At 70.3% G+C, this 25,740-nt stretch carries 26 protein-coding genes and 1 tRNA gene; 15 read left to right on the top strand and 12 right to left on the bottom strand.

Features of this window, described 5'->3' with window-relative positions:
- Window positions 1-111: 111 nt before the first annotated feature.
- The 3 genes from ABD366_RS03250 to ABD366_RS03240 all read right to left on the bottom strand — a co-directional run bounded on the left by ABD366_RS03250 (window position 112) and on the right by ABD366_RS03240 (window position 3,602).
- Window positions 112-771, bottom strand: a complete 660-nt coding sequence (locus ABD366_RS03250) for a response regulator transcription factor (RefSeq protein ID WP_324776481.1) — start codon at window positions 769-771, stop codon at window positions 112-114.
- Between the two features lie 118 nt (window positions 772-889).
- The gene (locus ABD366_RS03245) at window positions 890-2,245 is read right to left on the bottom strand and encodes a sensor histidine kinase (RefSeq protein ID WP_324776400.1); all 1,356 of its coding nucleotides are present in this window, start codon (window positions 2,243-2,245) and stop codon (window positions 890-892) included.
- A 181-nt stretch (window positions 2,246-2,426) separates the two neighbouring features.
- Complete coding sequence (locus tag ABD366_RS03240; protein ID WP_324776402.1) at window positions 2,427-3,602, bottom strand: sensor histidine kinase; 1,176 nt, start codon at window positions 3,600-3,602, stop codon at window positions 2,427-2,429.
- A 266-nt stretch (window positions 3,603-3,868) separates the two neighbouring features.
- Between ABD366_RS03240 and ABD366_RS03235 the strand changes: the two genes are divergently transcribed.
- The 14 genes from ABD366_RS03235 (at window position 3,869) to ABD366_RS03170 (ending at window position 16,316) form a co-directional block, all read left to right on the top strand.
- On the top strand, window positions 3,869-4,267 hold the full coding sequence (locus tag ABD366_RS03235; protein WP_324776483.1) for an NADH-quinone oxidoreductase subunit A: 399 nt from the start codon (window positions 3,869-3,871) through the stop codon (window positions 4,265-4,267).
- Between the two features lie 8 nt (window positions 4,268-4,275).
- Entirely contained in the window at window positions 4,276-4,911 is a 636-nt protein-coding gene (locus ABD366_RS03230; protein ID WP_324776485.1) for an NADH-quinone oxidoreductase subunit B, read from the top strand.
- Window positions 4,908-6,188, top strand: coding sequence for an NADH-quinone oxidoreductase subunit C (locus tag ABD366_RS03225; RefSeq protein WP_324776404.1), 1,281 nt, complete (start codon window positions 4,908-4,910; stop codon window positions 6,186-6,188). Before ABD366_RS03230 ends, ABD366_RS03225 begins: the two co-directional genes overlap by 4 nt.
- Window positions 6,185-7,153 carry a complex I subunit 1/NuoH family protein gene (locus ABD366_RS03220; RefSeq protein WP_324776406.1) on the top strand — a complete coding sequence of 323 codons (969 nt, stop codon included), beginning with the start codon at window positions 6,185-6,187 and terminating at the stop codon, window positions 7,151-7,153. The genes ABD366_RS03225 and ABD366_RS03220 overlap by 4 nt, the downstream gene beginning before the upstream one ends.
- Window positions 7,153-7,782, top strand: coding sequence for a NuoI/complex I 23 kDa subunit family protein (locus tag ABD366_RS03215; RefSeq protein ID WP_324776408.1), 630 nt, complete (start codon window positions 7,153-7,155; stop codon window positions 7,780-7,782). The genes ABD366_RS03220 and ABD366_RS03215 overlap by 1 nt, the downstream gene beginning before the upstream one ends.
- Window positions 7,779-8,393, top strand: a complete 615-nt coding sequence (locus ABD366_RS03210; protein WP_324776410.1) for an NADH-quinone oxidoreductase subunit J family protein — start codon at window positions 7,779-7,781, stop codon at window positions 8,391-8,393. Before ABD366_RS03215 ends, ABD366_RS03210 begins: the two co-directional genes overlap by 4 nt.
- On the top strand, window positions 8,393-8,809 hold the full coding sequence (gene nuoK / locus ABD366_RS03205; RefSeq protein WP_324776412.1) for an NADH-quinone oxidoreductase subunit NuoK: 417 nt from the start codon (window positions 8,393-8,395) through the stop codon (window positions 8,807-8,809). The genes ABD366_RS03210 and nuoK overlap by 1 nt, the downstream gene beginning before the upstream one ends.
- Window positions 8,806-10,824: an NADH-quinone oxidoreductase subunit 5 family protein gene (locus ABD366_RS03200; protein WP_324776414.1), complete on the top strand. Its 2,019-nt coding sequence runs from the start codon at window positions 8,806-8,808 to the stop codon at window positions 10,822-10,824. The genes nuoK and ABD366_RS03200 overlap by 4 nt, the downstream gene beginning before the upstream one ends.
- A gap of 6 nt (window positions 10,825-10,830) precedes the next feature.
- On the top strand, window positions 10,831-12,420 hold the full coding sequence (locus tag ABD366_RS03195; protein WP_324776417.1) for a complex I subunit 4 family protein: 1,590 nt from the start codon (window positions 10,831-10,833) through the stop codon (window positions 12,418-12,420).
- Window positions 12,417-13,952, top strand: a complete 1,536-nt coding sequence (locus ABD366_RS03190) for an NADH-quinone oxidoreductase subunit N (RefSeq protein WP_324776419.1) — start codon at window positions 12,417-12,419, stop codon at window positions 13,950-13,952. The genes ABD366_RS03195 and ABD366_RS03190 overlap by 4 nt, the downstream gene beginning before the upstream one ends.
- A gap of 92 nt (window positions 13,953-14,044) precedes the next feature.
- Entirely contained in the window at window positions 14,045-14,503 is a 459-nt protein-coding gene (mscL, locus tag ABD366_RS03185) for a large conductance mechanosensitive channel protein MscL (RefSeq protein ID WP_324776421.1), read from the top strand.
- 190 nt (window positions 14,504-14,693) lie between these two features.
- Window positions 14,694-15,557: a zinc metalloprotease HtpX gene (htpX, locus tag ABD366_RS03180; RefSeq protein ID WP_324776423.1), complete on the top strand. Its 864-nt coding sequence runs from the start codon at window positions 14,694-14,696 to the stop codon at window positions 15,555-15,557.
- Complete coding sequence (locus tag ABD366_RS03175; protein ID WP_324776425.1) at window positions 15,554-15,946, top strand: YccF domain-containing protein; 393 nt, start codon at window positions 15,554-15,556, stop codon at window positions 15,944-15,946. Before htpX ends, ABD366_RS03175 begins: the two co-directional genes overlap by 4 nt.
- Window positions 15,947-16,043: 97 nt before the next feature.
- A complete protein-coding gene (locus tag ABD366_RS03170; protein WP_324776427.1) occupies window positions 16,044-16,316 on the top strand; it encodes a GlsB/YeaQ/YmgE family stress response membrane protein in 273 nt (90 codons plus the stop codon).
- Window positions 16,317-16,417: 101 nt separating this feature from the next.
- Here ABD366_RS03170 and ABD366_RS03165 read toward each other — a convergent pair whose 3' ends face one another.
- Complete coding sequence (locus ABD366_RS03165; RefSeq protein WP_324776429.1) at window positions 16,418-16,906, bottom strand: YajQ family cyclic di-GMP-binding protein; 489 nt, start codon at window positions 16,904-16,906, stop codon at window positions 16,418-16,420.
- A 213-nt stretch (window positions 16,907-17,119) separates the two neighbouring features.
- Here ABD366_RS03165 and ABD366_RS03160 point away from each other — a divergent pair.
- A tRNA-Tyr gene (locus ABD366_RS03160) sits at window positions 17,120-17,201 on the top strand.
- 134 nt (window positions 17,202-17,335) lie between these two features.
- Here ABD366_RS03160 and ABD366_RS03155 read toward each other — a convergent pair.
- The 8 genes from ABD366_RS03155 to ABD366_RS03120 all read right to left on the bottom strand — a co-directional run bounded on the left by ABD366_RS03155 (window position 17,336) and on the right by ABD366_RS03120 (window position 25,712).
- Entirely contained in the window at window positions 17,336-18,748 is a 1,413-nt protein-coding gene (locus ABD366_RS03155; RefSeq protein ID WP_324776432.1) for a tyrosine-type recombinase/integrase, read from the bottom strand.
- A 60-nt stretch (window positions 18,749-18,808) separates the two neighbouring features.
- Window positions 18,809-18,997, bottom strand: coding sequence for a helix-turn-helix transcriptional regulator (locus ABD366_RS03150; protein ID WP_324776434.1), 189 nt, complete (start codon window positions 18,995-18,997; stop codon window positions 18,809-18,811).
- Window positions 18,998-19,436: 439 nt separating this feature from the next.
- A complete protein-coding gene (locus ABD366_RS03145) occupies window positions 19,437-20,912 on the bottom strand; it encodes an ATP-binding protein (protein ID WP_324776436.1) in 1,476 nt (491 codons plus the stop codon).
- A gap of 2 nt (window positions 20,913-20,914) precedes the next feature.
- Entirely contained in the window at window positions 20,915-21,775 is an 861-nt protein-coding gene (locus ABD366_RS03140; protein ID WP_324776438.1) for a bifunctional DNA primase/polymerase, read from the bottom strand.
- Window positions 21,776-21,863: 88 nt separating this feature from the next.
- Complete coding sequence (locus tag ABD366_RS03135; protein WP_324776439.1) at window positions 21,864-22,322, bottom strand: hypothetical protein; 459 nt, start codon at window positions 22,320-22,322, stop codon at window positions 21,864-21,866.
- Between the two features lie 178 nt (window positions 22,323-22,500).
- On the bottom strand, window positions 22,501-24,606 hold the full coding sequence (traB, locus tag ABD366_RS03130) for a plasmid transfer protein TraB (protein WP_324776441.1): 2,106 nt from the start codon (window positions 24,604-24,606) through the stop codon (window positions 22,501-22,503).
- Window positions 24,607-24,621: 15 nt separating this feature from the next.
- Window positions 24,622-25,182: a plasmid transfer protein TraA gene (traA, locus tag ABD366_RS03125; RefSeq protein ID WP_324776443.1), complete on the bottom strand. Its 561-nt coding sequence runs from the start codon at window positions 25,180-25,182 to the stop codon at window positions 24,622-24,624.
- A 17-nt stretch (window positions 25,183-25,199) separates the two neighbouring features.
- The gene (locus ABD366_RS03120; protein WP_324776444.1) at window positions 25,200-25,712 is read right to left on the bottom strand and encodes a hypothetical protein; all 513 of its coding nucleotides are present in this window, start codon (window positions 25,710-25,712) and stop codon (window positions 25,200-25,202) included.
- Between the last annotated feature and the right edge of the window lie 28 nt (window positions 25,713-25,740).

Here is a 25,740-nt window from a genome sequence, read left to right as displayed (position 1 = left end):
CGCCGGCCCCCCGGAGCCTTGCTCGAAGCGATCTGGAAGACGCTCTGCGCTCGTTCTCCGGTTCTGGACCCGTCCCCGCCCCGCCGCGGTACCTGACAGGGTGTCAGCCGATCACGACTTCAGGTAGGTGAGAACGGCCAGAACGCGCCGGTGGTCCCCGTCACTCGGTGACAGGCCCAGCTTCAGGAAGATGTTGCTCACGTGCTTCTCGACCGCGCCGTCGCTGACCACGAGCTGGCGGGCGATCGCCGAATTGGTCCGTCCCTCCGCCATCAGGCCGAGCACCTCGCGCTCGCGCGGAGTGAGGTTGACCAGTACGTCCTGCTTGCGGCTGCGCCCGAGCAGCTGCGCGACCACTTCCGGGTCGAGGGCCGTGCCCCCCTCGGCGACGCGGACCACCGCGTCCACGAACTCCCGCACCTCGGCCACCCGGTCCTTGAGCAGATAGCCCACGCCGTGGCTCGATCCGGCGAGCAGTTCGGTGGCGTACTGCTCCTCGACGTACTGCGAGAGGACCAGCACCCCGAGCCCGGGGAACCGTCCGCGCAGCTGCACCGCGGCGCGAACGCCCTCGTCCGTGTGGGTCGGCGGCATCCGTACGTCCGCGACGACCACGTCGGGAAGCTGGTCCTGCGCCCCCAGATCGGTGATGGTCTTGACCAGTGCTTCCCCGTCACCGACCCCGGCGACGACCTCGTGCCCGCGGTCGGTCAGCAACCGGGTCAGGCCCTCCCTGAGCAGCACTGAATCCTCGGCGATGACCACCCGCACCCTGTCCTCCACGATTTTCGGCCCCCCAGCGCCCCTGTGAACCTGTCACAGAGGCCAGTTCTGACAGGCCCAGCATTCCAGGATCCGGAGCGGGGTGCGCCCACGCGGCAGTTTTAGGTCAGGCCCGGCGCCACGGCAGCTCCGCCGTCACCCGGGTCGGGCCCGCTGCCGGGGAGTCGACGAGGAGGATGCCGTCGACCGCGTCCAGGCGCCCGGTCAGACCCGCGAGACCCGAACCGGCGGAGGCGTCCGCGCCGCCGACCCCGTTGTCGGACACCTGGAGCATGAGCCGGTCGCCCGTACGCCACACGTCGACGGTCGCCCGCGTGGCCCGGCTGTGCTTGCTGATGTTCTGGAGCAGCTCGGAGACCGTGAAGTAGGCGATGCCCTCGATGGCGGGCGCCGGGCGTTCCCGAAGGTCGACCTCCACCGTCACCGGGACGGTGCAGCGCGAGGCCACGGAGGACAGCGCGGCGTCGAGGCCGCGGTCGGTGAGGACCGCCGGGTGGATGCCGCGGGCCAGGTCGCGGAGCTCCTGCAACGCCGTCTTCACCTCGCCGTGCGCCTCGTCGACCATGCGGGCCGCCGTCTGCGGGTCCTCGCTGAGCTTCTCCTTCGCCAGGCCCAGATCCATCGCCAGGTTGACCAGGCGGGCCTGCGCGCCGTCGTGCAGATCGCGCTCGATCCGCCGCAGGTCGGCGGCGGCCGTGTCGACGACGACGCCGCGGTCCGACTCCAGCTCCACCACGCGCGACGCGAGCCGCGACGGACCGAGCAGCCCGGCGACCATCACCCGGTCCACCGTCGTAAGGCCGCGGACGATCCACGGCGTCGCCAGCGTGACGAGCAGCCCGACGGCCGCGGTCAGCGTGATCTCGAAGGGGTTGTCCAGGTACACGGAGTGCGCCTCGTCGCCGTACAGCTGCAGTCCGCCCTGACCCCCGTACATCGGGTAGACCCACTGCCACAGCGGGTACGTCAGCAGCGTCCAGCCCGTCGTCCAGAACGCGACGGCCACGGAGAACGAGAACACCGCCCACGGGAAGTGCAGCACCGTGTACACCAGATGACGCCATGAGACGCCGCTCTTGAGCGTCGCGCCGACCCAGGCCAGCGGCCCGCCCTTGCGCGGCCGCACCGGGTCGGGCGAACCGACCTCCAGGCCGAGCAGTGCCCGCGCCCGCGCCCGCTCCAGGGCGCCGATGCCGCGGGCCCCGGCCAGCGCCAGCGCCAGCACCGGTACTCCGATGAAGGTGACGAGCAGTCCCGCGCCGAGCGACATCATCGTCACCGACCAGGTGAACGCCGTGATCGCGATCGGCAGGCTCAGCAGCAGATAGCCGAACTCCCGCCAGGCGCGGCCCTCCACCGGCGCCCGCAGTCCGGCCGGCAGCCGGCCGAGCCCGCGCCGCCGTGGGCGGGGCTCGTCGTCGTACGAGTACTCGCTGCGGTATCCGTACTGCTCCGTGGCCATGGGTGCCGTCCGTTTCTGCTCGGGTTCCGCTCGGGGGCCGCTGTTCCACTTACAGGTTCCTCGGCTGCCGCGCCCCCGACCATGCGGCGCGTCGGCGTCTTGGACCGGGGGTTTTCCCTACCTCCGGGCCCCCGCCACACCGCTCCGGCTGCTGTTGCGGAGGTTGCTACCGGGGCTGCGGCTACTGCTGTGACCGGTCGCGCCACGGAAGCTCGGCCGTGACCGTCGTTCCGCCGCCGGCCGGGGAGTCCACGACGAAGAGTCCGTCGACCGCGCCGAGCCGCTCCGCGAGCCCGGACATGCCGGTGCCCTTGTCGAGGCTGGCGCCGCCCTGACCGTCGTCCTGCACCTGGATCAGCAGCCGCTCCTCCGAACGCCACACATCGACCGAGGCCTGGGTGGCCCGGCTGTGCTTGCTGATGTTCTGGAGCAGCTCGGAGACCGTGAAGTAGGCGATGCCCTCGATCGCCGCGGCGGGCCGCTCCGGCAGATCGGCCGACACCTTCACCGGGACGGTGCAGCGCGAGGCCACCGAGGACAGCGCCGCGTCGAGGCCCCGGTCGGTGAGCACCGCCGGATGGATGCCGCGGGCCAGATCCCGCAACTCCTGCAACGCGAGCTTCACTTCACCGTGCGCCTCGTCGACCATGTCGGCCGCCGCGTCGGGGTCCTCGAGCAGCTTCTCCTTGGCGAGGCCGAGCCCCATGGCCAGGTTGACCAGGCGGGCCTGCGCGCCGTCGTGCAGATCGCGCTCGATCCGCCGCAGGTCGGCGGCGGCCGTGTCGACGACGACCCCGCGGTCCGACTCCAGCTCCTCGATCCGCCGCTCCAGCTCGTCGGAGGGCGACAGCAGGCCGCGCACCATCGCCCGGTCCGCGTTGCTCAGACCACGGGCGATGAACGGCAGCACCGGCCACAGGACGAACAGACCGACGAGCGTCACCGTGAACGTCAGGATCCCCCAGGGCAGCCGGATCACCTCGTACAGCACGGCGCGCCAGCCCACCGAGTCCTTCAGACCGTTCCACAGCCACCCGAAGAAACCGTCCCCGCGGTGCCGCGGCAGCGGACTCGGTTCGTCGACCCGCACCCCGAGCAGACTCCGCGCCCGAGCCCGCTCCGCCTTGCCGAGCAGCCGCGCCCCGGAGAGCCCCGCCGCGATCAGCGGCAGCCCGATCACCGTGACGGTCAGCCCGGCGCCGACGGCAAGGAGCGTCACCGCGTACACGAAGCCGCACACGGCGAGCGGAAAACTGGACAGGAGGTACGAGATCTCCTTCCAGGTGTGCTGGTCGTAGGCGAAGCGCGGCGGTGGTGGCACCGGCCGGCCGTCGGGGGAGTCGAGTGGGTCGCTCATAGCCGAAAGAGTGCCTTGCGCGCGCGCCACCGCGCCATGAGGAGGACTGCCGGGGACGAACGGGGGTTAACCCCACCCCACAGGGACCGCTCGTCCCGCCTTTCGTCCTACCGGGCCGAGCGCGGCGCCGCGCACCGCGTTTCCTGCCAGGTCGTTCACCACGCTTCGCACCGGGCTGCTTACCGTCCCTTTAACAGGCCCTAGACTCCCGTGCGTACAGATCGTCGAACACGAACACACGAGGGGCGACAGACGTGGCGACAGGTGTGACGGGACCGACCGTGACCGTCGTCGCGGCGGGCTACTTCCACTCGTACTCGGTGGTCGGACTCCTCGCCGTCGTCGGCGTGCTCTTCGTCGCCGTGGCCTTCGGCGCGGGACGACTGCTGCGCCCGGTGGTGCCGACCCCCGAGAAACTCCTGACGTACGAGTGCGGAGTCGACCCCGTCGGCGAGGGCTGGGCCCACACCCAGGTCCGCTACTACGTGTACGCGTTCCTCTACGTGATCTTCGCGGTCGACTCGATCTTCCTCTTCCCCTGGGCGACGGTCTTCGCCGCGCCCGGATACGGCGCGACGACGCTCGTGGAGATGTTCATCTTCCTCGGCTTCCTCGCCGTGGGCCTGCTGTACGCATACAAGAAGGGCGTCCTTACATGGACGTGAGCCGCGACATGGACGTGAGCCGCGTGACCCCCGAGCCCGCTCCTGTTCTCCTGCCGGAACCGAAGCGGCTCGGCGTGCTCTCACGCCTGGCCCCCGAGCCGATGAAGGTGGTCCTCAACTGGGGCCGCCGGTACAGCCTGTGGGTCTTCAACTTCGGCCTCGCCTGCTGCGCCATCGAGTTCATCGCCGCGTCCATGGCGCGCCACGACTTCATCCGGCTCGGCGTCATCCCGTTCGCGCCGGGCCCGCGCCAGGCCGACCTGATGGTGGTCTCCGGCACGGTCACGGACAAGATGGCCCCGGCTGTGAAGCGCCTGTACGAACAGATGCCCGAGCCGAAGTACGTCATCTCCTTCGGCGCCTGCTCCAACTGCGGCGGCCCGTACTGGGACTCGTACTCGGTGACCAAGGGCGTCGACCAGATCATCCCCGTCGATGTGTACGTGCCCGGCTGCCCGCCCCGCCCGGAAGCGCTGCTCCAGGGCATCCTCAAGCTCCAGGAGAAGATCGCCCGAGAGTCGCTCGGCGAGCGGTACGCCTCCGCCGACGCCGCGGCCGGCCGGCCCTCCGCGGCGGCGCTGAGCAGCGGTCTCGTGCAGCCGCCCGTACCGTCGTCCGCCACGTCGGCGGAGGGTGAGCGATGAGCTGGCTGCCGGACCCCGTCGAAGAACTGTTCGGCGCCGACGCCACCGTTGAGGAGGCGTACGACCTCCTGACGGTCGACGTGCCCGCCGCCTCCTGGATCACCGCCCTCGAAACAGCCCGTACGCGACTGGGGTGCACGTACTTCGACTGGCTGAGCGCCGTCGACGAACCCGGCACCGGGTTCCGCGTGTGCGCGCACGTCGCGGCCCTCGCGCCCCGGTCCGTCCACCGGCTGCTGCTGCGCACGACCGTTCCGCACGACGCGCCGGCGCTCGCCTCCGCGGTCGACGTGTACGCGGGCGCGGCCTGGCACGAACGCGAGACGCACGAAATGTTCGGCATCGGCTTCGAGGGCCATCCGCATCTGGTGCCGCTGCTGCTGCCCGACAGCTTCGAAGGGCACCCGCTGCGCAAGGACTTCGTGCTCGCGGCGCGCGTCGCGAAGGCGTGGCCCGGCGCGAAGGAGCCGGGCGAGCCGGCGGCCGGAGCGGGGCACGGCGGCCCGAAGCGGCGCCAGATGCTGCCGCCCGGCGTACCCGACCCGAACGAGTGGGGCCCGCTGAAGGGCCAACTGCCGCCCGCACCGGCACGCCCGGCCCGCGGCGCGGGGCGGGCCGCGGCGTCCGGACCGGGGGAGCGTCCGGCCCGACGCGCCCGCACGGCGAGCGAGGGCTCCACCAGCCAGGCGGCTGCGGCTTCTACGGGATCTCCAGGGGCTCCGGCGTCTACGGGGTCACCGGCGGCTCCGCAGGCTGCTGCTTCGGGTACCCCGGGGGAGGCGGGCCCGGCGCGACCGGCGCGACCGGCGCGGCGTGCGCGGAGCGTGTCGGAGGGCTCGGCGAGCCAGCGTCCCGAGCCGGACGCCGCCTCGGCAGGGGCCTCCGCCCCGGCCAAGAAAACAGGCCCGGCGGCCGGCCCCGGACCGGCGGAGCCTTCGGGACCGGCGGAGGGTTCTGCACCGGCGGAGGGTTCCGGGCCGGCGGCGGGTTCCGGACCGCCCGAATCGGCACCGAAGCCCCGTTCCTCGGACGCACCCTGGCACCACGCCAAACCCGCGTTCGACGAGGACCCGCAACCGGCGACGAACCCGAACCCGGCGCCGGACCCGAACCCAGCACCCAACGCGGAAGCGGACCCGGAACCCAACGCGGAAGCGGACCCGGCACCCAACGCGGAAGCGGCCCCCGCACCGGAGCCGTTCCCGCGCAAGCCCCAACGTGACCCCAGCCCCGACCCCGACTCCGACCCCGACGCGACCGACGGAGGCACGCAGTGAACGACGCTCTCGACGTCGCCCTGCGCCTCGTCGTCGTCTTCGTCGCCTTCCTGGTGCTGCCCCTGGTCGTCGGCCAGACCGAGCACAAGGTCATGGCCCATATGCAGGGCCGCCTCGGCCCCATGTACGCGGGCGGCTTCCACGGCTGGGCCCAACTCGTCGCCGACGGCGTCAAGTTCGCGCAGAAGGAAGACGTGGTACCGGCGGAAGCCGACCGCCGCGTCTTCCAACTCGCCCCCGCCGTCGCCCTGTTGCCGTACCTCCTCGTCCTCCTGGCGATCCCGGTCGGCCCCGGCGACGGCGCGGTCGGCCAGGTCGTCGACGCGGGCATCTTCTTCGTGCTCGCGGTGATGGGCGTCGGCGTACTCGGCTCGCTGATGGCGGGCTGGGCCAGCGCCAACAAGTTCTCCCTCCTCGGCGGCCTGCGCACCGCCGCCCAGCTCCTCGCCTACGAACTCCCGATGCTGCTCGCGGCGGCCTCGGTGGCCATGGCGGCCGGCACGGTCTCCCTGCCCGGCATCCTCGACGCCTTCGAGTGGTGGTGGCTGCCCTGGCAGATCGTGGGCGCCCTGGTCTTCTTCGTGGCGGGCCTCGCCGAGCTGCAACGCCCGCCCTTCGACATGCCCGTCGCCGACTCCGAGATCATCTTCGGCGCGTACACCGAGTACACGGGCCTGCGCTTCGCCCTCTTCCTGCTCGCCGAGTACGCGGGCATCGTCGTCCTGTGCGGTCTGACCACCGTCCTCTTCCTGGGCGGCTGGCACGGCCCGTGGGGCGCCGACGGCCTGGGCTGGGTCTGGACCCTGCTCAAGACGGCCGTCCTCGCGTTCGTCGTGATCTGGCTCCGCGTGTCCTACCCCCGTCTGCGTGAGGACCAGCTCCAGAAACTCGCCTGGACCACGCTCATCCCCCTCGCCCTCGCGCAGATCGCGCTCACCGGAATCGTGAAGGTGGCGATCAACTAGTGCCTCCGCTCCCCGGGTCCGGCCTGGCCAAGGGCCTCGCCGTCACCCTCCGCACGATGACGAAGAAGACCGTCACCGAGCAGTACCCGGACGCCCAGCCCGAACTCCCGCCCCGCACCCGCGGCGTGATCGGCCTGTTCGAGGAGAACTGCACGGTCTGCATGCTGTGCGCCCGTGAGTGTCCCGACTGGTGCATCTACATCGACTCCCACAAGGAGACGGTGCCGGCCGCCGTCGAGGGCGGCCGCGAGCGCAGCCGCAACGTCCTGGACCGCTTCGCCATCGACTTCTCCCTCTGCATGTACTGCGGTATCTGCATCGAGGTGTGCCCCTTCGACGCCCTGTTCTGGTCCCCGGAGTTCGAGTACGCCGAGACGGACATCCGCGAACTCACCCACGAGCGCGACAAGCTCCGCGAGTGGATGTGGACCGTCCCGTCCCCGCCCGCCCTCGACCCGGCGGCCGAGGAACCGAAGGAACTCGCGGCAGCCCGCAAAGCAGCCGACAAACTGGCCGCCACCCAGGCAGCCCAGGCAGCCCAGGCAGCCCAGGCAGCCGAGGCAGCCGAGGCAGCCCAGGCGGAGCAGCCCGCCGCGTCCGACGACCCCGGAGAGGAGACGCCCGCATGACCCCCGCCGCAACAGCGGCCTCGGTCGCCGTCACCACGGCCGCCGACAGCCACGGGTTCCTCTCCCCGACCGGCGTCGAGATCGCTTTCCTCCTCGTCGGCCTGGTCACCTTCGGCGCCGCGATCGTCACCGTCACCACGAAGCAGCTGGTGCACGCCGCCCTGTGGCTGGTCGTCGCCCTCGGTGGCCTTGCCGTCGAGTACCTCCTGCTCACCGCCGAGTTCATCGCGTGGGTGCAGGTCCTCATCTATGTCGGCTCCGTCGTGGTCCTCCTCCTGTTCGGTCTGATGCTGACCCGCGCGCCCATCGGCCGGTCACCGGACGCGGACAGCCCCAACCGCTGGGCCGCCCTGGTGGTGGCCGTCGCCGCCGCGGCCGCCCTGGTCTGGGTCGTCGTCGACGCCTTCCGTACGACCTGGATCGAGCTGGACGTGGCCGCCGAGGGCAACACGGCCGTGACCGGTTCCATCCTGTTCCGGCACTGGGTGCTGCCCTTCGAGGCCCTCTCCGTCCTCCTCCTTGCGGCCCTGGTCGGCGCGATCGTCCTGTCCCGCAAGAAGCAGGCCTTCGCAACCGACGATGCCTCCACCGGCCGGGAGGGCACGCGCTGATGCACCTCGTCTATCCCGCCGTCCTCTCCGCCCTCCTCTTCTGCACGGGCCTCTACGGTGTCCTGGCCCGCCGCAACGCGATCCTCGTCCTGATGTCCGTCGAGCTGATGCTCAACGCCGTCAACCTCAACCTCGTCGCCTTCGACGTCTGGCTGCGCGACGCCCTGCACTCCGGACAGGCCCTGACCCTGTTCACCATCGCCATCGCCGCCGCCGAGATCGGCATCGGCCTGGCGATCGTCCTGGCCGTGCACCGCAACCGCGGCACCGCCGACATCGACAAGCTCCGCGACTCCGCCGAACCCCACGACCCGTCCGACGACCCGTCCGACGACCGGGCCGACGGCATCGCGACACCCCATACCCCTCCCGGTCCGGAGGACAAGGCGGACAAGAAGGCCGAGGCCACCGCGTGACCACCACGACCCTCGCCGTCCTCGTCCCCCTCCTGCCGTTCCTCGGCGCGGCCGCGGGCCTTCTTCTCGGCCGCACCGCCCCCGGCTTCGTCCGCCCGCTGGCCGTGCTGCCGACGCTGGCCGCCCTGGTCCTCGCCGTCGTCGTCGCCGTCCAGCAGGGCGGCGGCACGGGCAACGGCACCACGGCCCTCGACGCGCACACCGAGCTCACCCCGACCGGCTCCGTGCCGATCGAACTCGCCCTGCACATCGACGGCTTCGCCGCCCTCGTCGCCGTCCTGGTCGGCGTGGTCGCGACCTGCGTGCAGCTCTACTCGACGGGCTACCTCCGCGACGACCCGCGCTACCCCTCGTACGCCGCTCTCGTCTCGCTCTTCACCTCCGCGATGTTCCTCGTCGTCTACTCGGGCGACCTGATGGTGCTCCTTGTCGGCTGGGAAGTCATGGGCATCTGCTCGTACTTCCTCGTCGGCCACTACTGGGAGACCCCCGAGGCGCGGGCCGCCTCCCTCAAGGCCTTCCTCGTCACGAAACTCGGTGACGTCCCCTTCCTGATCGGCCTGTTCGCCCTCGCCACCGACGCGGGCTCCTTCCGCATCACGACGATCCTGGGCAAGGTCACGAGCGAGGGCGGCCTCGACCACCCGACCCTCATCGCCCTGCTGCTCCTCGCCGGCGTGGCGGGCAAGTCCGCGCAGTTCCCGCTGCACACCTGGCTGCCCGACGCGATGGCGGGCCCCACGCCCGTCTCCGCGCTGATCCACGCCGCGACGATGGTCGCCGCCGGCGTCTACTTCGTCGCCCGTCTCCTCCCGGTCTTCGCCGCCTCGCGGGCGGCCCTGATCGTGCTGGCCGTCATGGCCGCCGTGACCATGGCCGGCTCGGCCCTCGCCGCGCTCGCCCAGGACGACATCAAGCGCGTCCTCGCGTACTCGACGATCAGCCAGCTCGGCTACATGACCGGCGCCCTCGCCGTCGGCGACCGCGACGCCGCCGTCTTCCACCTCCTCACGCACGGCGCCTTCAAGGCGCTCCTGTTCCTCGCGGCGGGCGTGATCATCCACGCCGCCGGCACCAACTCGCTGGCCGCGATGGCCCGGATGGGCAAACTGCGCGACCGTGTCCCCGACGCCTTCTGGACGATGACCGTGGCGCTGCTCGCGCTCGCCGCGATCCCGCCCTTCAGCGGCTTCTTCTCCAAGGAGGCCGTCCTCGGCGCCGCCGAGCACACGGCCACCGGCCACGAGCACGGCGTCCCGGTGACGTCGGGTTGGATCGTCCTCGTCGCGGGCCTGCTCACGGCCCTGCTCACCGCCGCCTACGCGACCCGCCTGTGGCTCCTCGCCTTCAACGGCCGGGGCACCCAGGCCCCCGACCACGGCAGGCAGCCGGTCGTGATGAACGCCGTCCTGTGGTTCCTGGCGATCCCCTCCCTCGTGCTCGGTCTGACCACGGGCGTTGTGCCCGACTGGTTCGACGGCCGCTCACTCACCCCGACCCTGACCACCTCCGTCCTCGGCACCGGCTTCGCGCTCGTCGGCGGCCTGGTCACGTACGCGGCCTGGCGCCACACCACCGCGATGGCCGCGCGCCGGTACCCGATCGGCGCGGTCGCCGTCGACACGGGCGCCGGCGACGGCGGTCTGGTCGAGGCGGAGGCCATCGCCACGCACACGGCCGCCTACGGGGACATCGCGGGCGCCGCGGACCCGGCCGACCCGGGCCGCCTCCTGCTCGGCCCGCTGCACCGGCACGCCGCCGTCGGCTTCCACCTCGACGCCGTCTACGCGACGCTCTTCGTCCGCCCGGTCCAGGCCGCGGGAGCGCTGGTCCGCTTCCTCGACCGCACCGTCGTCGACACGTACGTGCGCGCGGCCGCCGAAACCCCCAAGGCGCTGGGCTGGGCCGTGCGCCGCGCCCAGACCGGCAACGTCCAGACCTACCTCAGCGCACTGCTCGCAGGCACCGTCGTCCTGGTGGTCGCCGTCGTCCTCGTCGCCACCGCCGGAGCGTGAGCAGCCGTGCTCGATATCAGCGAATCCGTGATGCAGTTCCTTCTCGCATTGATCGTCGTCGGCCCGCTCATCGGCGCCGTCCTCGCCCTTCTCCCGGCTCCGCCCGGACTGAAGGGAAACTCCCCGGACCAGGCCGTGCTCCGCCACGGCGTGACCGTGACCGGCGTGATCCTCCTCGCCGCGATCGTCCTCGCGCTCGGCTTCGACCACGACCACCCGTCCACGATGCAGGCCACGACCGACATCAGCTGGATCCCCGCGCTCGACGTGCGGATCCACCTCGGCATCGACGGCATCTCTCTCCCCCTTCTGGTGCTCACGGCGCTGCTGACCTTCCTCTGCGCGCTGTACTCCTACTTCAAGCTGCAACATGAGCGGCGAGCGAGCGGGCCGTCCCCCAAGGCCTTCGTCGCGCTGATCCTCGTGCTGGAATCGGGCACGCTCGCCACCTTCGCCGTGCTCGACCTCCTCCTCTTCTTCCTCGCGTTCGAGATGGTCCTCATCCCGATGTACTTCCTCATCGCGCGATGGGGCGGCGCCGAACGCACGGCCGCGGCCTGGAAGTTCATCCTCTTCACCCTGCTCGGCTCGGTCGTGATGCTCCTCGGCCTCCTCCTTATCGGTGTTAAGTCGGGCACGTTCGACATGATGGCACTCGCCACTGACAACGGCCCTGGGCTGACCACATCGGTGCAGGTCATCGCCGTTCTGGCGATCGGGATCGGGCTCGCCGTGAAGACCCCGATGTGGCCGCTGCACAGCTGGCTGCCGGACGCCCACACCGCCGCCCCGACCGTCGGCTCCGTCCTCCTCGCCGGAGTCCTGCTGAAGATGGGTACGTACGGGTTCGTCCGGATCCTGCTCCCCATCGCCCCCGACGGAATGCGGATCTTCGCGCCGTACCTCGCCGCGCTCGCCGTCATCGGGATCATCTACGGCTCCCTGGCCTGCCTGAACCTCGCCAAGCCGGGCGCGAAGGGCGATCTCAAGCGCCTCATCGCGTACTCCTCCGTCGGCCACATGGGCTTCGTCCTGCTCGGCATCGCGACGATGAGCCCGACCGGCGTGAACGGCGCGCTGTTCGCCAACATCGCCCACGGCCTCATCACCGGCCTCCTCTTCTTCCTCGTCGGCGCGCTCAAGGACCGGACCGGCACCAGCGACCTCGACACCCTGTCCGAGCAGGGCGGCATGGCCCTCTACGGCAAGGCCCCGCGCCTCGGCGGCCTGCTCGCGTTCGCCGCCGTCGCCTCGCTCGGACTGCCCGGACTCGCCGGATTCTGGGGTGAGATGCTCGCGCTGTTCGGCGCCTTCAAACCCGCCGACGACCTCAGCCGCCCCGCCTTCCTCGTGTTCATGTCGATCGCCGCGCTCGGCACCCTGCTCACCGCCGCGTACATGCTCCAGGTGGTCCGCCGCGTCTGCATGGGCCCGCGGGACCGTGAGGCGCCGAACCTCGCCGACGTGCGCGGATACGAGTTCGCCACCTGGACCCCACTCGTCGCCCTCACCGTCCTCGCGGGCCTGTGGCCCGCCGCGCTGCTCGGCCTCACGAACCCGGCCGTGCAGAAGCTCCTCGCAGGAGGCCTCCAGTGACCGCCGTCGCCGCGCCCTCCGTGGCGTCCCTCGTCCAGTCCGTCGACTGGGTCGCGATCGCCCCGCCGACGATCGCGGCGGTCGTCGCCCTCGCCGTCCTGGTCGCCGACCTGTTCGTGGGCGAGCGACGCAAGCCGGTCCTCGGCTGGATCTCCGTGGCCGGCCTGGCAGCCGCAGGACTGTCCCTGCTCCCGCTGATCGGCGACGCGCGCTCCACGTTCTGCCTCGCGCCCTCCCAGGAGGCGTGCAGTTACACGGCGGACCGCTTCACCCTCGTCATCCAGTTCCTGGTGCTCTCCGGCGCTCTGCTCACGGCCCTGCTCTCGATCAGCACCCTGAAGGACGCGAAGAACGCGAACAAGCCGCTCCCCGAAGGGGAGTTCTGGTTCCTGCTCCTGTCCTCCGCCGCGGGCGCCGCCCTCCTGCCCGCCTCCCGCGACCTCGCCACACTGGTCGTCGCCCTGGAAGTCGCCTCACTGCCCGCCTTCGCTCTCGTCGGGCTCAAGCGCGACGACAGGCGGTCCTCCGACGCGGCCCTGAAGTTCTTCCTGTCGTCGGTCACCGCGACCGCCGTCACCCTGCTCGGCGTGAGCTTCGTCTACGCGACCACAGGCACCCTGCACCTCACGAAGGTCGCCACCGAACTCACCCACGTCGACGGCCAGTTCCACACCCTCGCCCAGGCGGGCGTCGCCCTCACCCTCGTGGGCTTCGCCTTCAAGACGGCCGCCGTACCGTTCCACTTCTGGGTACCCGACACCTACGTAGGCGCACCGCTGCCGATCGCCGCCTACTTGTCGGTCATCGGCAAGGCGGTCGGTTTCACCGGCCTTATCCTCGTCACGGTCATCGCGTTCCCCTCGTACGCCGACGTATGGGGCCCGGCGCTCGCCGCCCTCGCCGCGCTGACCATGACCATCGGCAACGTCGCCGCCCTGCGCCAGCAGGCCACGCGCGCGTACAGCGCCGTGCGTCTCCTCGCCTGGTCCTCCGTGGGGCAGGCCGGCTACCTCTTGGTGCCGATCGCCTCGGCCGCGTACTCCGACGACCCCCAGAGGTCGATCGGCTCCACCCTCGCGTACGCCCTCATGTACGCCGCCGTGAACCTCGGCGCCTTCGCCGTAGCGGCCCTCGTCGCCCGTACGAAGCCGCTGAACCGCCTCAGCGACTACCGCGGGCTGTATGCCGCCCGCCCGCTGGCCGCGCTCGTCCTGGGCTTCTTCCTGCTGTGTCTGGCGGGTCTGCCGCCGGGCATCATCGGTCTCTTCGCGAAAGTCACGGTCTTCTCGGCGGCCGTCGACGCGGGCCTGGGCTGGCTCGCCGTCGTCATGGCCGTGAACGTCGTCATCGCGCTCTTCTACTACCTCCAGTGGACCGCGGCCCTCTTCCGCGCCCCTGAAGGCGAGCCGGCCGCATACAGGGCCTCCGTGCCGCTCACCGCGGCCATCGCCGTCACGGCCGTCCTCGGAGTGGCCCTTTCAGGAGCTCCACAATTGATTCTTCACTTTGTGGACAGTGGACTGTTCTCATGACGCAGCAGACTCCTAAAGCCCCACTTTGGTACGTTTCTGGGTCGCAGCAAACAAGCACCATCCCCACCATCACCCTTCCCAGGAGCAGCAGCGTGCTGAGCGGTTTCAAGGACTTCATTCTTCGCGGCAACATCGTCACCATGGCGGTCGGTCTCGCCATCGGATCGGCCTTCACGGCCCTGGTGACGGCCTTCACCGCCGCGTTCATCACTCCGCTCCTGGGCTGGGCCACCGGCTCCATCGGCAACTACTCGGACGCCTACTTCACGCTCGAGGGCGTCCGCTTCCCCTACGGAAAGCTCATCAACGCGGGTATCGCCTTCCTGATCACGGCCGCGGTGCTCTACTTCCTGATCGTTCTGCCGATGATGAAGATCACGGCCCGCGCCGACCGCAACAAGCCGATCGACATCAAGGCCGCCCTGCGCGACTGCCCCCGCTGCTTCAGCCAGATCCCCGGCATCGCCACCCGCTGCCCGAACTGCACCAGCGAGATCACGGCCGACGAGAAGGCCCTGGAGATCGCGGGCCTGATGCCCCAGCAGCGCTGACCCGTACGGCGTAGACACGCGCCCTTCCTCGGGCGTGCACAAGGGAACTAGACCCGCTCGTCTGGCGTTGACCAGTACGGGAGGGTCCACTGGACGTAGGCACCAGCAGCCACCCGCACCGAACCGCGGGCCCAGTGGAAGCAGCAAGCAAGCAGTGGGTTCCCCTGCCGCACCATCAGGAGGGCGTACCGTGCACCGCCGGCACAACGGGTTGAAGACAGCCGTACTCCTTGGGGGCCTGTCCGCCCTCATTCTCGTCATCGGCAGCTTTTTCGGCCGTATGGGGCTCGTCATCGGACTCGTCATCGCGATCGGGACGAACGCGTACGCGTACTGGAACAGCGACAAGCTGGCCTTGCGCGCGATGCGGGCCCGCCCCGTCAGCGAGTTCGAGGCGCCCGCGCTCTATCGCATGGTCCGCGAGCTCTCCACGCAGGCCCGCCAGCCCATGCCCCGCCTGTACATCTCCCCGACGGAGGCACCGAACGCGTTCGCGACGGGCCGCAATCCACGGAACGCGGCGGTGTGCTGCACCGAGGGCATCCTGCGCCTCCTGGACGAGCGCGAGCTGCGCGGCGTCATCGGGCACGAGCTCAGCCATGTCTACAACCGCGACATCCTGATCTCCTCGGTCGCCGGCGCCCTCGCCTCCGTGATCATGTTCCTGGTCAATTTCGCGTGGCTGATCCCGATCGGCCGCTCGAACGACGACGACGGACCCGGCATCTTCGGAATGCTCCTGATCATGATCCTGGGCCCGCTCGCCGCCTCCCTCATCCAGCTCGCCATCAGCCGCTCCCGGGAGTACGAGGCGGACGCCTCGGGCGCCCAGCTGACCGGGGACCCGCTGGCCCTGGCCAGCGCCCTGCGCAAGCTCGACGCCGGTACGAAGCAGCTTCCGCTGCCACCCGAGCCGCGCATCGAGACGGCGAGCCACATGATGATCGCCAACCCATTCCGCCCCGGCCAGGGAATGTCGAAGATGTTCTCCACGCACCCGCCCATGGCGGAGCGGATCTCCCGGCTCGAGCAGATGGCAGGTCGCCAACAGTGAAGACAATCCTGAACATCATCTGGCTGATCCTGAGCGGCTTCTGGCTGTTCCTCGGCTACGTGTTCGCGGGTCTGCTGCTGTGCATCACGATCATCGGCATCCCGTTCGGCGTGGCCGCATTCAGGATCGGTGTCTACGCCCTGTGGCCCTTCGGGTACACGACGGTCGAGCGCAGGGACGCGGGCGCGCCGTCCTGTGTGGGCAACGTGCTCTGGCTGGTCCTCGCCGGCTGGTGGCTGGCGCTGGCCCACATCGTGACCGGTGTCGCCCTGTGCGTGACGATCATCGGCATCCCGTTCGGTCTCGCCAACTTCAAGCTGATCCCTGTGTCATTGATGCCGCTGGGCCGCGAGATCGTCTCCACGGACCAGCCGTTCGCGGCCCGCTGAGGTCGACGCAACCACACATGGCCTATCTCTCGTCCTTCTGGGCAGCAGCGCAATCAACACTTGCGCAACTCAGCACGGGAGAAGGGCAGAACACAGCATGGGCATCATCAGCTGGATCATCCTTGGACTGCTGGCCGGTGCCATCGCCAAGATCCTGCTCCCGGGCCGCGACCCGGGCGGTCTGGTCGGCACGACACTCATCGGCGTCGCGGGAGCCTTCATCGGCGGCTGGATATCGTCCCGCTGGCTCGACCGTCCGATCACCAAGGACTTCTACGACACCGCCACGTGGGTCTCCGCGATCGGCGGCGCGCTCGTCCTCCTGATCGCCTACCGCATCTTCTTCGGCGACTCACGCAGCCGCCGCTGAACGCAGCCGCCGCTGAACGCAGCCGCCGCTGAACGCAGCCGGCGCAGGACGAAGGGGCGGCACCCGACCGGGTGCCGCCCCTTCGTCCACGTAGGCGAGGCCTACCGGTAGTTCACGAACTGCAGCGCGAAGTCGAAGTCCTGGCCCTTGAGCAGCGTCTGCACGGCCTGCAGGTCGTCACGGCTCTTGGAGCTGACCCGCAGCTCCTCGCCCTGCACCTGCGCCTTGACGCCCTTGGGGCCCTCGTCGCGGATGATCTTCGCCACCTTCTTGGCGTTCTCCTGGGAGATGCCCTCCTCGATGGAGGCGAAGATCTTGTACTCCTTGCCGGAGAGCTGCGGCTCACCGGCGTCCAGTGCCTTCAGCGAGATGCCCCGCTTGATCAGCTTGGACTGGAAGACGTCGAGGATGGCCTTGACCCGCTCCTCGGAGTTGGCCTCCATCAGGATCTTCTCGCCTGACCAGGAGATGGAGGCGCCCACGTTCTTGAAGTCGTAGCGCTGCGAGATTTCCTTGCCGGCCTGGTTGAGGGCGTTGTCGACCTCCTGCCGCTCGACCTTCGAGACGATGTCGAAACTGGAGTCGGCCATGTCCTGTGGCTCCTTGTATCGGGGACTGATCGTTTCCGATCGGATTCTGGTCGGGCGCGCACCGAGGCGTTGCGCCGCACGCAAAGCCTAGCCACCGCCTCACGCCCCCACCGTCGATCAATCAGGTGGCGAAGCACCCCCGTGCATCAGGTATTGTTTACGTCGTTGCCAGAGAGCACCGCCACAGAGCGGGACCCGAGGCAGCAAACCCCAGGCGGTGTGCCCGAGCGGCCAAAGGGAGCAGACTGTAAATCTGCCGGCTCAGCCTTCCCAGGTTCGAATCCTGGCGCCGCCACACTTGGGGTAACCCCCTCCGAACTGCGGGAACGCAGTCCGGAGGGGGTTTCTTTTTGCTCGAACACCGGGATTCGAGCGGTGCCCGAAAAGCGAAGCTTGTCTCGCTAGGTCTCGGGTGTGACCCGGCCCTGATCAGCGTGTGTCCCCCAGGCGTCCCCCGGGGGACGCGCCGTTTCCGTCCCATTCCCGCAGGCCAGCCTCGATCTGGCGGTTCGCCCGGTCCTGCGCCTGCGCCAGAACCTTCGCGTAGACCCGGAGCAGCACGGCCACGGAGTGCCCGGCCCTGCGGGCTACCTCCATCGGGTCAACCCCGGAGAAAAGCCAGAAGGAGACGCCGGCGCACCTGAGGTCGTACGGGCGGCGGGCGAGCGGTGATGCCGCCTCGGTGGGGGAGAGCGCTTCGCCCCGCGCCTCGGCCCAGACTTCGCCATAGCCTGTGTCCTGAATCACACCGCCGCGACTCGTACGGAAGAGTCGTCCGTCCGGGGCCGCGCCGTAGCGAATGACGTGCCAGCGGAGCATGGCCACGAAATGCGGTGGGATCGGCACCACCCGCGAGTCTCGTGCCGCTCGTGCCTTCAAGTGACGGTCCTGATGGGCCCGGTTGTCGTCCGTCCAGCCATGGCCGGCGTGGACGATGCCGCCACGAAGCGTGAGGCGGCCCCAGCCACGCTTGGGGAGGTAGCACTGCGACGCGGTCAGTCCCACGGCCTCAGCGGGGCGCATAGCGGCGTAGTAGAGGCATCCGAAGAAGGCTTCGAGGTGGGCGCCGCGGTCGCCCTGTGCGCGTACGCCTGCGAGCAGGTCTCGAACCTGTCGGGGGTTGGCGACGCTCGCAGGGTCAACTTCCTCCGTGGACTTCGGAGGTGACCACTTCACCGTGGTCAGCGGGTTCACGGGGATGGTGAAGTACCGGCGCTCCACCGCGAGACCGAGAACGTCACTGAGGCAGGCGCGCTTGCGGTTTGCCGTGCGTCCGGCCGCGCGTGTCCCATCGAGCAGCGTCGACAGAGCATCGAGCGCCACACGGAGCGTCTCGGGGTCCTCGAGGGCTGAGACGGGCAGAGAGTTCTTCTCCAGCCAGCGCAACGCGTCGACGACTTCGGCGGGGTGCTCCTGATCCCAACGGCTCCTGTTGTACGCCCATCCGTACAGAGCGGAGCGGAGCGCGCGGGCCGACGGTCGGCCGGCCGTCGACTTCACGAGCGCGGGGGTGATGGTTGCAAGGGCGTCTGCGTCGTTGCGGCGGGACTTCGCGGGGAGGCGGTCCCATCTGCGGTCGATGTACGCGCGGGTGTGCTCGTACCAGGTCACAGAGCCGTTCAGCGCGCGGAGTTCGGAGGCGGGCAGGCCCGTTTCCACGTCGAATTGGTCGCCCTTGCGGAGGGCGGTCATCAGCTCTGAACGGCGCCCGTCTGCCTGGGCTTTGACGGTGTAGCTCTTCGAGTGCTTTTGAGATCCGACCAGCCAGCGGACGCGGTAGGGCTTGGGGCGGTCGCGGCGGGTCTCGATGCTGTAGATGCGGACGTCGTACGTCAGGGGCATTGCTCTCCAGGCGTCAAAAGGGCCCGCCCCGAGAGGGGGGCGGGCCCGGTAGTCGGCGCGTCAGGCGGCGTTTTCGGTGCAGCTCTCCCACCACGCGTCTAGGTCGGCGCGGCTGATCCGGACTTGTCCGTTGGGGAGCTTGCGGAGGCGGGGGGCCTTGCCCCGGGCCCGCATGCGGTAGAAGGCGGCGCGGCTCATGCCGATCTCTTCGAGGACTTCGGGGAGCTTGAGCATCTGGGGGCGTGTCACAGTCGACTCCTTCGAGGCTCTGGGCATGGCGAGGTGCGTCTGTCCGAAGCGTGAATTTCTGCGTCATTGCGTCATCAGCGTCACTTGAGCTTCTGACCTGCGGTTTCCTGCGACGCAGCGGTTTGGGGGTGCGTCATCGGCGCGTCATGCGGTGCGTCATCGGGTGACGCGAATGACGCAGGATGACGCAGGGCCCGGTGTCTGCGGCATGGCTTTCACGGCAGGTCAGGGGCTGTTTCCCGGTCCGCGTGACGCAGATGACGCAGCGTCTTCCCTCTTAGGACAAAGAGAGGCGTGGTGTCTGTTGTAGTGCGCGCCTCACAGCGTGAAGAAGGAGCCGCTGCGCGGCGCGTCTTTGGGGCGGCGCGTTGCGCCGAACAGCAAGAGGAGCACGCCCCCCCGGCCGGGGGTGCTCTTCTTGCTCTTCCCAGCGGCGCGGTCAGAGCATCCGGATTTGCTCGTGTGGGGGAGGCGCGGCCACGCGGGTCATTTCGAGGTAGCGGCCGGCGCTGGTGCGCCCGGAGTCGATGAGGACGCCGCGTGCGGCGAGGGTGGGTTGAAGGCGTTTGAGCCGGTCGGAGAGGACTTTGCCGGTGGTCGGCCACCCCTTGGGCAGGGACCGCATCCCTTCGTCGCTGTAGAGGGTGCTGAGGAGGTGCAGCCACTCCGTGGACGTCATCCGCTGATCCGAGCCAGGGACGAGGGTCACGGCGTGCCGGAGAACGGTCTGCGCGAGCAGGTCACCCTCGATCACGTCGTCGTTCAGGTCGTCCAGGCTGGCCCGGTAGGCGGGAAGAGCCCCGAGCCCGGTGGCGACGTCGAGTTGCGCACACAGGTGGGCGAAGTCCGCCATCCGCAGATCAGTTGGGGTCTCTGCCTCCGCCGCACGGACCTTCACGGTGAGGTCCAAGAGGGAGCCGAGCACGACCGGCAGGACCTCCGCGTACTCCGCCCACAGTTCCGCTTCGGTGCGCCGGACTTTGGGGCGCTCCAGTCGCAGGGGCAGGAGCCGTTCGGCCAGGTCGGGCCGGATGACGCCGACGTCGATTCCGGTGAGGAGCAGGGGGCGGCGGAAGCCGACGCGAAAGACGTCCCCGTCGGTGAAGAGCGCGCGCTTGACGTTCTCGCCTCCGGTGACGATGCAGCACATGGCGTCGGACAGGTCCGGGGTCATGTGGGAGAGGTTGTCCAGGGCGGTGACCCACCCGGCCGCGACCGCGGCGAGGAGGTTCTCCTCGTCTTTCGGGGCGCGGCGTAGGTCACCGCTCATGCCCTCCACGATCCGCACGAGCATGCGCCCGCCGGTGGACTTGCCCGCGCCCTGGGGGCCGGTGAGGAAGGGGGCGGGGACGGGCACAGAGGGGCCGAGGCAGCCGATGAGCCAGGCGATGGCCAGGCACTCGGTCTCGGCGTTGGCGAAGTTGCAGAGCCTCATCAGGAGGTCGATGCCCTTGCCGTTGGTGTCCTTGGCCGGCAGGGGCAGTTCCCCGGTGAGCTGGGTGCGGCGCCAGCACACTTCGCGCGGGTCGGGCACGGCGATGTCCCATCCGGTGGGGTGGATGCGGACGGACTGCCCGTCGTCGCGGCCCAGGTCCAGCCACGTCGCTCCGTCGAAGCCCGGGGCGACGCGGATGTGGACGGACTGCACGTCCTCGGTCAGGGCCAGCGCCTCGATCAGGTCCAACGCCTCTTTGAGAGCGGTGCCGTTGAAGACGCCGTGCCCGTCGCGGAACATGCCCACCATGAGTTCCTGCCGGTGGCTTCCCGTCGTGCCCTGCGAGCGCATCGGCCGGGCCACGGGGTGGCCGTTGCGCTGCGCGTACACGGTGCCATCAGGGGTGCGGAAGTACCGGAAGTGCGCCTGCGCATAGTTGGTGATGACTTCGCGGGCGGTGTTCTTCTCGTCGTCAGACATGCTCACAGTCCCAACGTGGTGCGGGCGTTGGTCCACGCCTCCGTGCAGTGCCGCGCGCTCTCGCCCTTGGTCTGCGCGGCGGTGAACAGGCGCGTGATGTGGTCCTCAGTGAGGCAGCCGCACCGGCCGTGCGTGGACAGCACGGCCAGGAAGGTGCGGTACACAGCGTTGTGCACGCCGCTGGTGACCGCGGTGATGCGCTGCTCCGCCATGGCGACACCGCGCTCCAGGAAGGCGGGCGTGCGGTGGCGGCACTGGCCGCCCCCGGCCGGCGCGGGCGGTGTGACGGCCGGCGCCGTGGGCCCGTTCGGGGTGCGCTTGCTCGCAGTGAGCGTGCGTACGGCGTCCGGCAGCGCGGTCATGGTGCCGGTGCCGGGCCCGAGCCAGCGGGCGTAGGCCATGGTGGACTTGATGTCGATGCCGGGCCGCACGCCGTTGGCGGAGGTCATGGCGCCGCGGTAGAGCCAGTGCTCGCCGCGGGTGGTGGCCACGGTCTGCGTGGCCGGCAGGTGCTGGCGGGCCCACGTGATGGCGTCGGCGTTGTCGAGGTCGACGACCGTCAGCCCGGCCCCGCCCGGGTGGTAGGCCACCGCACTTGCGAGCAGCCAGGTGCGGCGCCACGGGCCGGAGGTGATGACGTTTGGATCAATGGTCGCGGCGGCCCACGCGTGGCAGGGCCCGGGGCAGGTGCACGGGCCTGGCGACTTCATATTCGGCCGGCCACCACAGGCGTTATCGGCGCAGCGGCGGCAGTTACCGAACGGGACCTTCCCCGCTCGTAAAGGCAGTACGGGCAGGCCGGAGGCGGCCAGGGTCAACGCGGTACGCAGGTGCTCTCCCCGAGAGGGGGGCTGTTGGGTCATGCTGGAGTCCTCCACAGCTCTGGAGTGGGCCGGTGGACAAGGGCGGCCCCGCGGCTTTGGCGAGACGAGGGGGCCGCCCTTGGCACAGCTAGCCGTAGATGCGGTTGCGCTTGATGACGGCCTTGCGGATGTTGACCGTGCTTCCGCCGCGGGCCGCCAGGGTGCGGGAGGGCATGCGGCAGGCCAGGACGATCAGGGCGATCCACAGCAGGGCGCCGGATCCGGCGCCGGTGACCGCGCTGATGGCCTCTCCGACGCCGTAGCCGACGCCGGCCGCAAGTGCGCCGCCGCCGATGCCGGCGCCCAGGAAGCGCTGTGCGACGGGGTCCAGGAGCGGCTGCGGTGTCAGGTCCCGCGGCTCGGGACGGAGCATCGGCGGCGGGGCGAGGTGCTTGGGCATGGGCACCATCCGCCCGTAGGCGTCGGGCACCCACACGACCGGTCCGCGCTCGGTAGACAGCTCCACCGCGCGGTGCGGTGCGGTCGGCTCGATTGATATCGGCTGGTGAACTTCGACGGCCGCGGCGTACGGCTCGGTGTCGTACATGTGGGCTCCCGTGTCTGGGCGTGCGGGTCTGCACCCACGGGGGTGCGAGCGCGCGCGTGGGTGGGTGTCAGACAGGTGTCAGGGGGTGTCAGGAGGCGGCGTCACGCGTTGCTGACAGCGCGTGTGCCTAGGGGTTTGGGTGTCAGGGCCGTCTGACGGTGTCAGGCGGTGTCAGGCGTCAGGCCGCCGTCAGGGTCGGCTCGGGGTGAGGGACGATGCGCCACCGGCCGGTGGTGTTCGTCGCCTCCAACCGGCCCTCGATCGCCGCCTCCTTGAGGCGCGCAGACACCCAGGGGCGGGACAGGTTGTTGCGGTCGCACCAGTCCATGAAGTCCTTAGGACCGACGATCATCTGCCCCTGCTGCTCGAACTCCGCGAGCGCATCGGCGAACAGCCGGCGGGCCTCCTCCGGGTCCGGCCGGTGCCCGCTCCCCATGCCGAACAGTGGGGTGTCGTCACCGTCTTCCGCCGGGGGCAGCTCGCGCTCGGGGTCGATGTCCTCGTCCTCGAGGTCCACCAGCGGCTCGTAGCCGGATCCGTTCATGTCGTCTTCCTCCGTGTCCCATCGGTCCGGCTGCTGCGCTGTAGCGGCGGCGTGGCGGCCCCGCCCGGACGCCGCGGTGTCCTCGTCGGCGTCGGGGCGCCCGGTGTAGTGGGTGCCGGCCACCGCAGTAGCCGCCCCTGCGGTCACCGGGCCCGCTTCGGCGCCGTGGGCCTGTGCCCAGGCGGCGAGCTGTTCCATGGCCGGGGTGGCGCGGTGGGTGAACTGCTGTGTGCGGCCCGGGGAGGGGTAGCGGGCTTCGTCGATGCCCGGGGAGACGACGGAGCAGTATCCGGGCTTGCGGTTGGCCCAGGCACCCGGGTGGGCGCCCTGGTCGATGACCGTGTCCGGCAAGGAGAACCCCTCATCACGCGGGTCACAGCCCAGCGCGACGACCGAGGGCAGCGATGCCCGGGTGCTGGTCGACATCTGGTCATAGGAGGGACGCTGCAGCGACACCACCAGCGCGATACCCGCGGAGCGGGCCTCCTGCGCAATCCCGGTGAACGCATCGTCGCCGAGGGCGCGCAGGGTGTTGGCCGCCTCCTCCATCCAGGCGACCAGGAACGGCAGTCCCTCACAGCCGCACGCGCGGCCGTCGTTGCGGCAGGTGTGCTCGGGGTCGTTCTGCACGCCGGCCGCGGCCTGGGACCACTGTCGGTAGCCGTGCTGCCCGAGCCATTTGGTCCGCGCGGGGATGGCGGTTTCGACGGCCTTGACCATGATTTCGGTGCCGGTGCCGCCCTCGACCGCCCAGTCCAGGGCCGGCCGGAGGGTACCGAAGTCCTGGAACATCTTGGGGTCCGACATCCACACGATGACGTCCCGCCGGGAGAGGATCTCGGTGAGCAGGTTCAGGGCCGCGTCGCCCTTGCCGGAGCCGGACTGCCCGGCCACCAGCACATGCGTGCTGTTGCGGCCCGCATCCGGGTCACCGGGCAGCCACAGCATGAGCGGGGCGCCGTCGTCGTAGCGGCCGATGACCAGCGGCTCCGCGATCGAGCCGCCCAGGTTCGACGGACCCACCCACGCCACGGTCTCCGCCAGCATGTCTTCGGGGACGATGACCAGCTCGCCGCGGCGTTCGGAGTCCGGGTCGGGCACGTAGCGCACCGCCCGGGACGGCAGGTCGGCGGCGGAGGCGAGGAGCTTGAGGGCCTTGGCCACGTCGTCGTTGGTCTGCTCACCGCCCGAGAGTTCGAGCGGGGCGGTGACCCGGTTGGGCTCCACCTTGGCCGTGCCGATCTGCGCCCGCGCCAGCCCGATCTTCTCCAACAGCCCCGCGTCCCCGCCGGATCCGCCGCTGCTGTCCGGGTTGTGCCGCATCAACTGCCGGACGTTCCAGGAGAGGGCGACCGCGGGGCCGCCCATCAGATACAGATCGTCCATCGGGCCCGCGGTGGGTCCGGCGAGGCAGGCCGCGGTCAGCCAGGCGGAGCCGAACGCGGTGGTGATGGCCGAGTGCAGACGCCGCTGCTTGCTGGTCGTCTTCCCGATCAGATACGCCCCGCCGGTGATCGCCACCGACGTCAGCGTCAGGCCGGTCGCGGCCGGCACGCTGTCGGCCCACTTCAGGTGACCGATCACGCCGGCCAGGCCGATGCCGCCCATGCCCAGCCACGGCGGGATGTGCGGCTTGGCCCGGTGCAGCAGGTACTTACCGACCCCGCCGCCGTCCGATCCGCCCCGCAACTGGTTCTCCAGCAACTCGGCAAGCTGCTGCTGCGCGTCCTGCTGCACCATGATTTGCTGCCTCCCTTACTGCTGGGCCCAGTTCATCTGCGGCTGTTGCGGGCGCCGGGCGCGGTGCCGGACGCGGTTGATCTCTTCCTCGTACTGCTGCTGAAACAGGGCGTAGGTGGCCGCCGCGTTCTTCGCGGCATCCCGGGCGGCGTCCGCGGACTTGCGGAGCTTGCGGGACACCCGGTTGGCCCGCATCCGCGAGCCGCCCAGGCGGCCCTCGGGGTCGGGGACGGTGGAGAGCACGCCCTTGAGGATCTCGGCGCCCATGGCCACCTCGATGGACAGCGTCACGCACACCGCGCGCAGGTGGTTGCAGTAGTTGCGGACCTGCGCGGGAGAGGTGAACTCCGGCGCGGGCAGCAGTGCCTGCGAGTGCGGGCCGCCGCTGCCGGCGCCGCGGTTGGCGGGTCCGCCGTTGCCGCGGTTGTTGTTGTAGGTGATGTTGATGGGCGGGGTGAAGGAGCTGCCCATGCCGCCGATGAAGCCGCCCGCGGCGGCGCCGGCGTTGGCGAACTTGTTGGACTTGGCCGACCCGTTCGAGCCGCTGGGCCGGTGTGTGCGGGGAGGGGTACTCATGAAGGCTTCTCCTCAGGTCAGCGGGTGTGACGGACGATGAGCCAGCCGGTCTGCGCGAGCGTCCACAACAGCAGCCACAGCCCACCCAGCGGGCCGGCGAGCGGCGTGAACGCGGCGGCGAGCGCGCACCAGGCGATGGCGGCGGTGGCCAGCAGGGCGAGGGCGATGCGCCAGGCGAGCGTGGTGCGGTCGCTGGTCGGGCGGCGGCGCTGCATGGCCAGCAGCCCCACCAACGGGGCCGCGGCGAGCGGGGCGAGGACCAGGCCGGACCACCAGGCCAGCGCGTGCAGCAGCGCGGTGGCCGGCAGCACGGCCAGCGCGGCGAACGTGGGGAGGAGCGAGCGGCGGTGAGCCCACACGGCACGTCCCGCGGCGGCGGCGAGGCGCTGCTTCCACGACGGGTGGGTGGGCACGACCACGATGAACGGCTGCCCGCCCCGGCCCGAACGGCGTTGGCGGGGCATGTTGATGACGGTGGCCCCGGCGGGCACCTTCGCGGTGCGGCGGCGGGATGAGGTACGAGAAGGCACGGCAAAACTCCCAGATGGCAGAGGTGAG

Origin of the sequence: Streptomyces kunmingensis, from assembly GCF_039533535.1 — a bacterium.
GTDB classification, from domain to species: Bacteria; Actinomycetota; Actinomycetes; order Streptomycetales; family Streptomycetaceae; genus Streptomyces; species Streptomyces kunmingensis.
The sequence above is the reverse complement of the archived record's forward strand: the minus strand, read 5'-3'. Positions and strand labels throughout refer to the sequence as shown.

Bases quoted from the DNA above. Each gene is read 5' to 3' on its own strand.
- traA (WP_324776443.1), bottom strand. From the start codon at position 25,182: ATGAGTACCCCTCCCCGCACACACCGGCCCAGCGGCTCGAACGGGTCG.
- ABD366_RS03135 (WP_324776439.1), bottom strand. From the start codon at position 22,322: ATGTACGACACCGAGCCGTACGCCGCGGCCGTCGAAGTTCACCAGCCG.
- ABD366_RS03240 (WP_324776402.1), bottom strand. From the start codon at position 3,602: ATGAGCGACCCACTCGACTCCCCCGACGGCCGGCCGGTGCCACCACCG.
- ABD366_RS03245 (WP_324776400.1), bottom strand. From the start codon at position 2,245: ATGGCCACGGAGCAGTACGGATACCGCAGCGAGTACTCGTACGACGAC.
- ABD366_RS03210 (WP_324776410.1), top strand. From the start codon at position 7,779: ATGACCCCCGCCGCAACAGCGGCCTCGGTCGCCGTCACCACGGCCGCC.
- ABD366_RS03230 (WP_324776485.1), top strand. From the start codon at position 4,276: ATGGACGTGAGCCGCGTGACCCCCGAGCCCGCTCCTGTTCTCCTGCCG.
- traB (WP_324776441.1), bottom strand. From the start codon at position 24,606: ATGGTGCAGCAGGACGCGCAGCAGCAGCTTGCCGAGTTGCTGGAGAAC.
- ABD366_RS03140 (WP_324776438.1), bottom strand. From the start codon at position 21,775: ATGACCCAACAGCCCCCCTCTCGGGGAGAGCACCTGCGTACCGCGTTG.
- nuoK (WP_324776412.1), top strand. From the start codon at position 8,393: ATGCACCTCGTCTATCCCGCCGTCCTCTCCGCCCTCCTCTTCTGCACG.
- ABD366_RS03155 (WP_324776432.1), bottom strand. From the start codon at position 18,748: ATGCCCCTGACGTACGACGTCCGCATCTACAGCATCGAGACCCGCCGC.
- ABD366_RS03225 (WP_324776404.1), top strand. From the start codon at position 4,908: ATGAGCTGGCTGCCGGACCCCGTCGAAGAACTGTTCGGCGCCGACGCC.
- ABD366_RS03165 (WP_324776429.1), bottom strand. From the start codon at position 16,906: ATGGCCGACTCCAGTTTCGACATCGTCTCGAAGGTCGAGCGGCAGGAG.
- ABD366_RS03145 (WP_324776436.1), bottom strand. From the start codon at position 20,912: ATGTCTGACGACGAGAAGAACACCGCCCGCGAAGTCATCACCAACTAT.
- ABD366_RS03170 (WP_324776427.1), top strand. From the start codon at position 16,044: ATGGGCATCATCAGCTGGATCATCCTTGGACTGCTGGCCGGTGCCATC.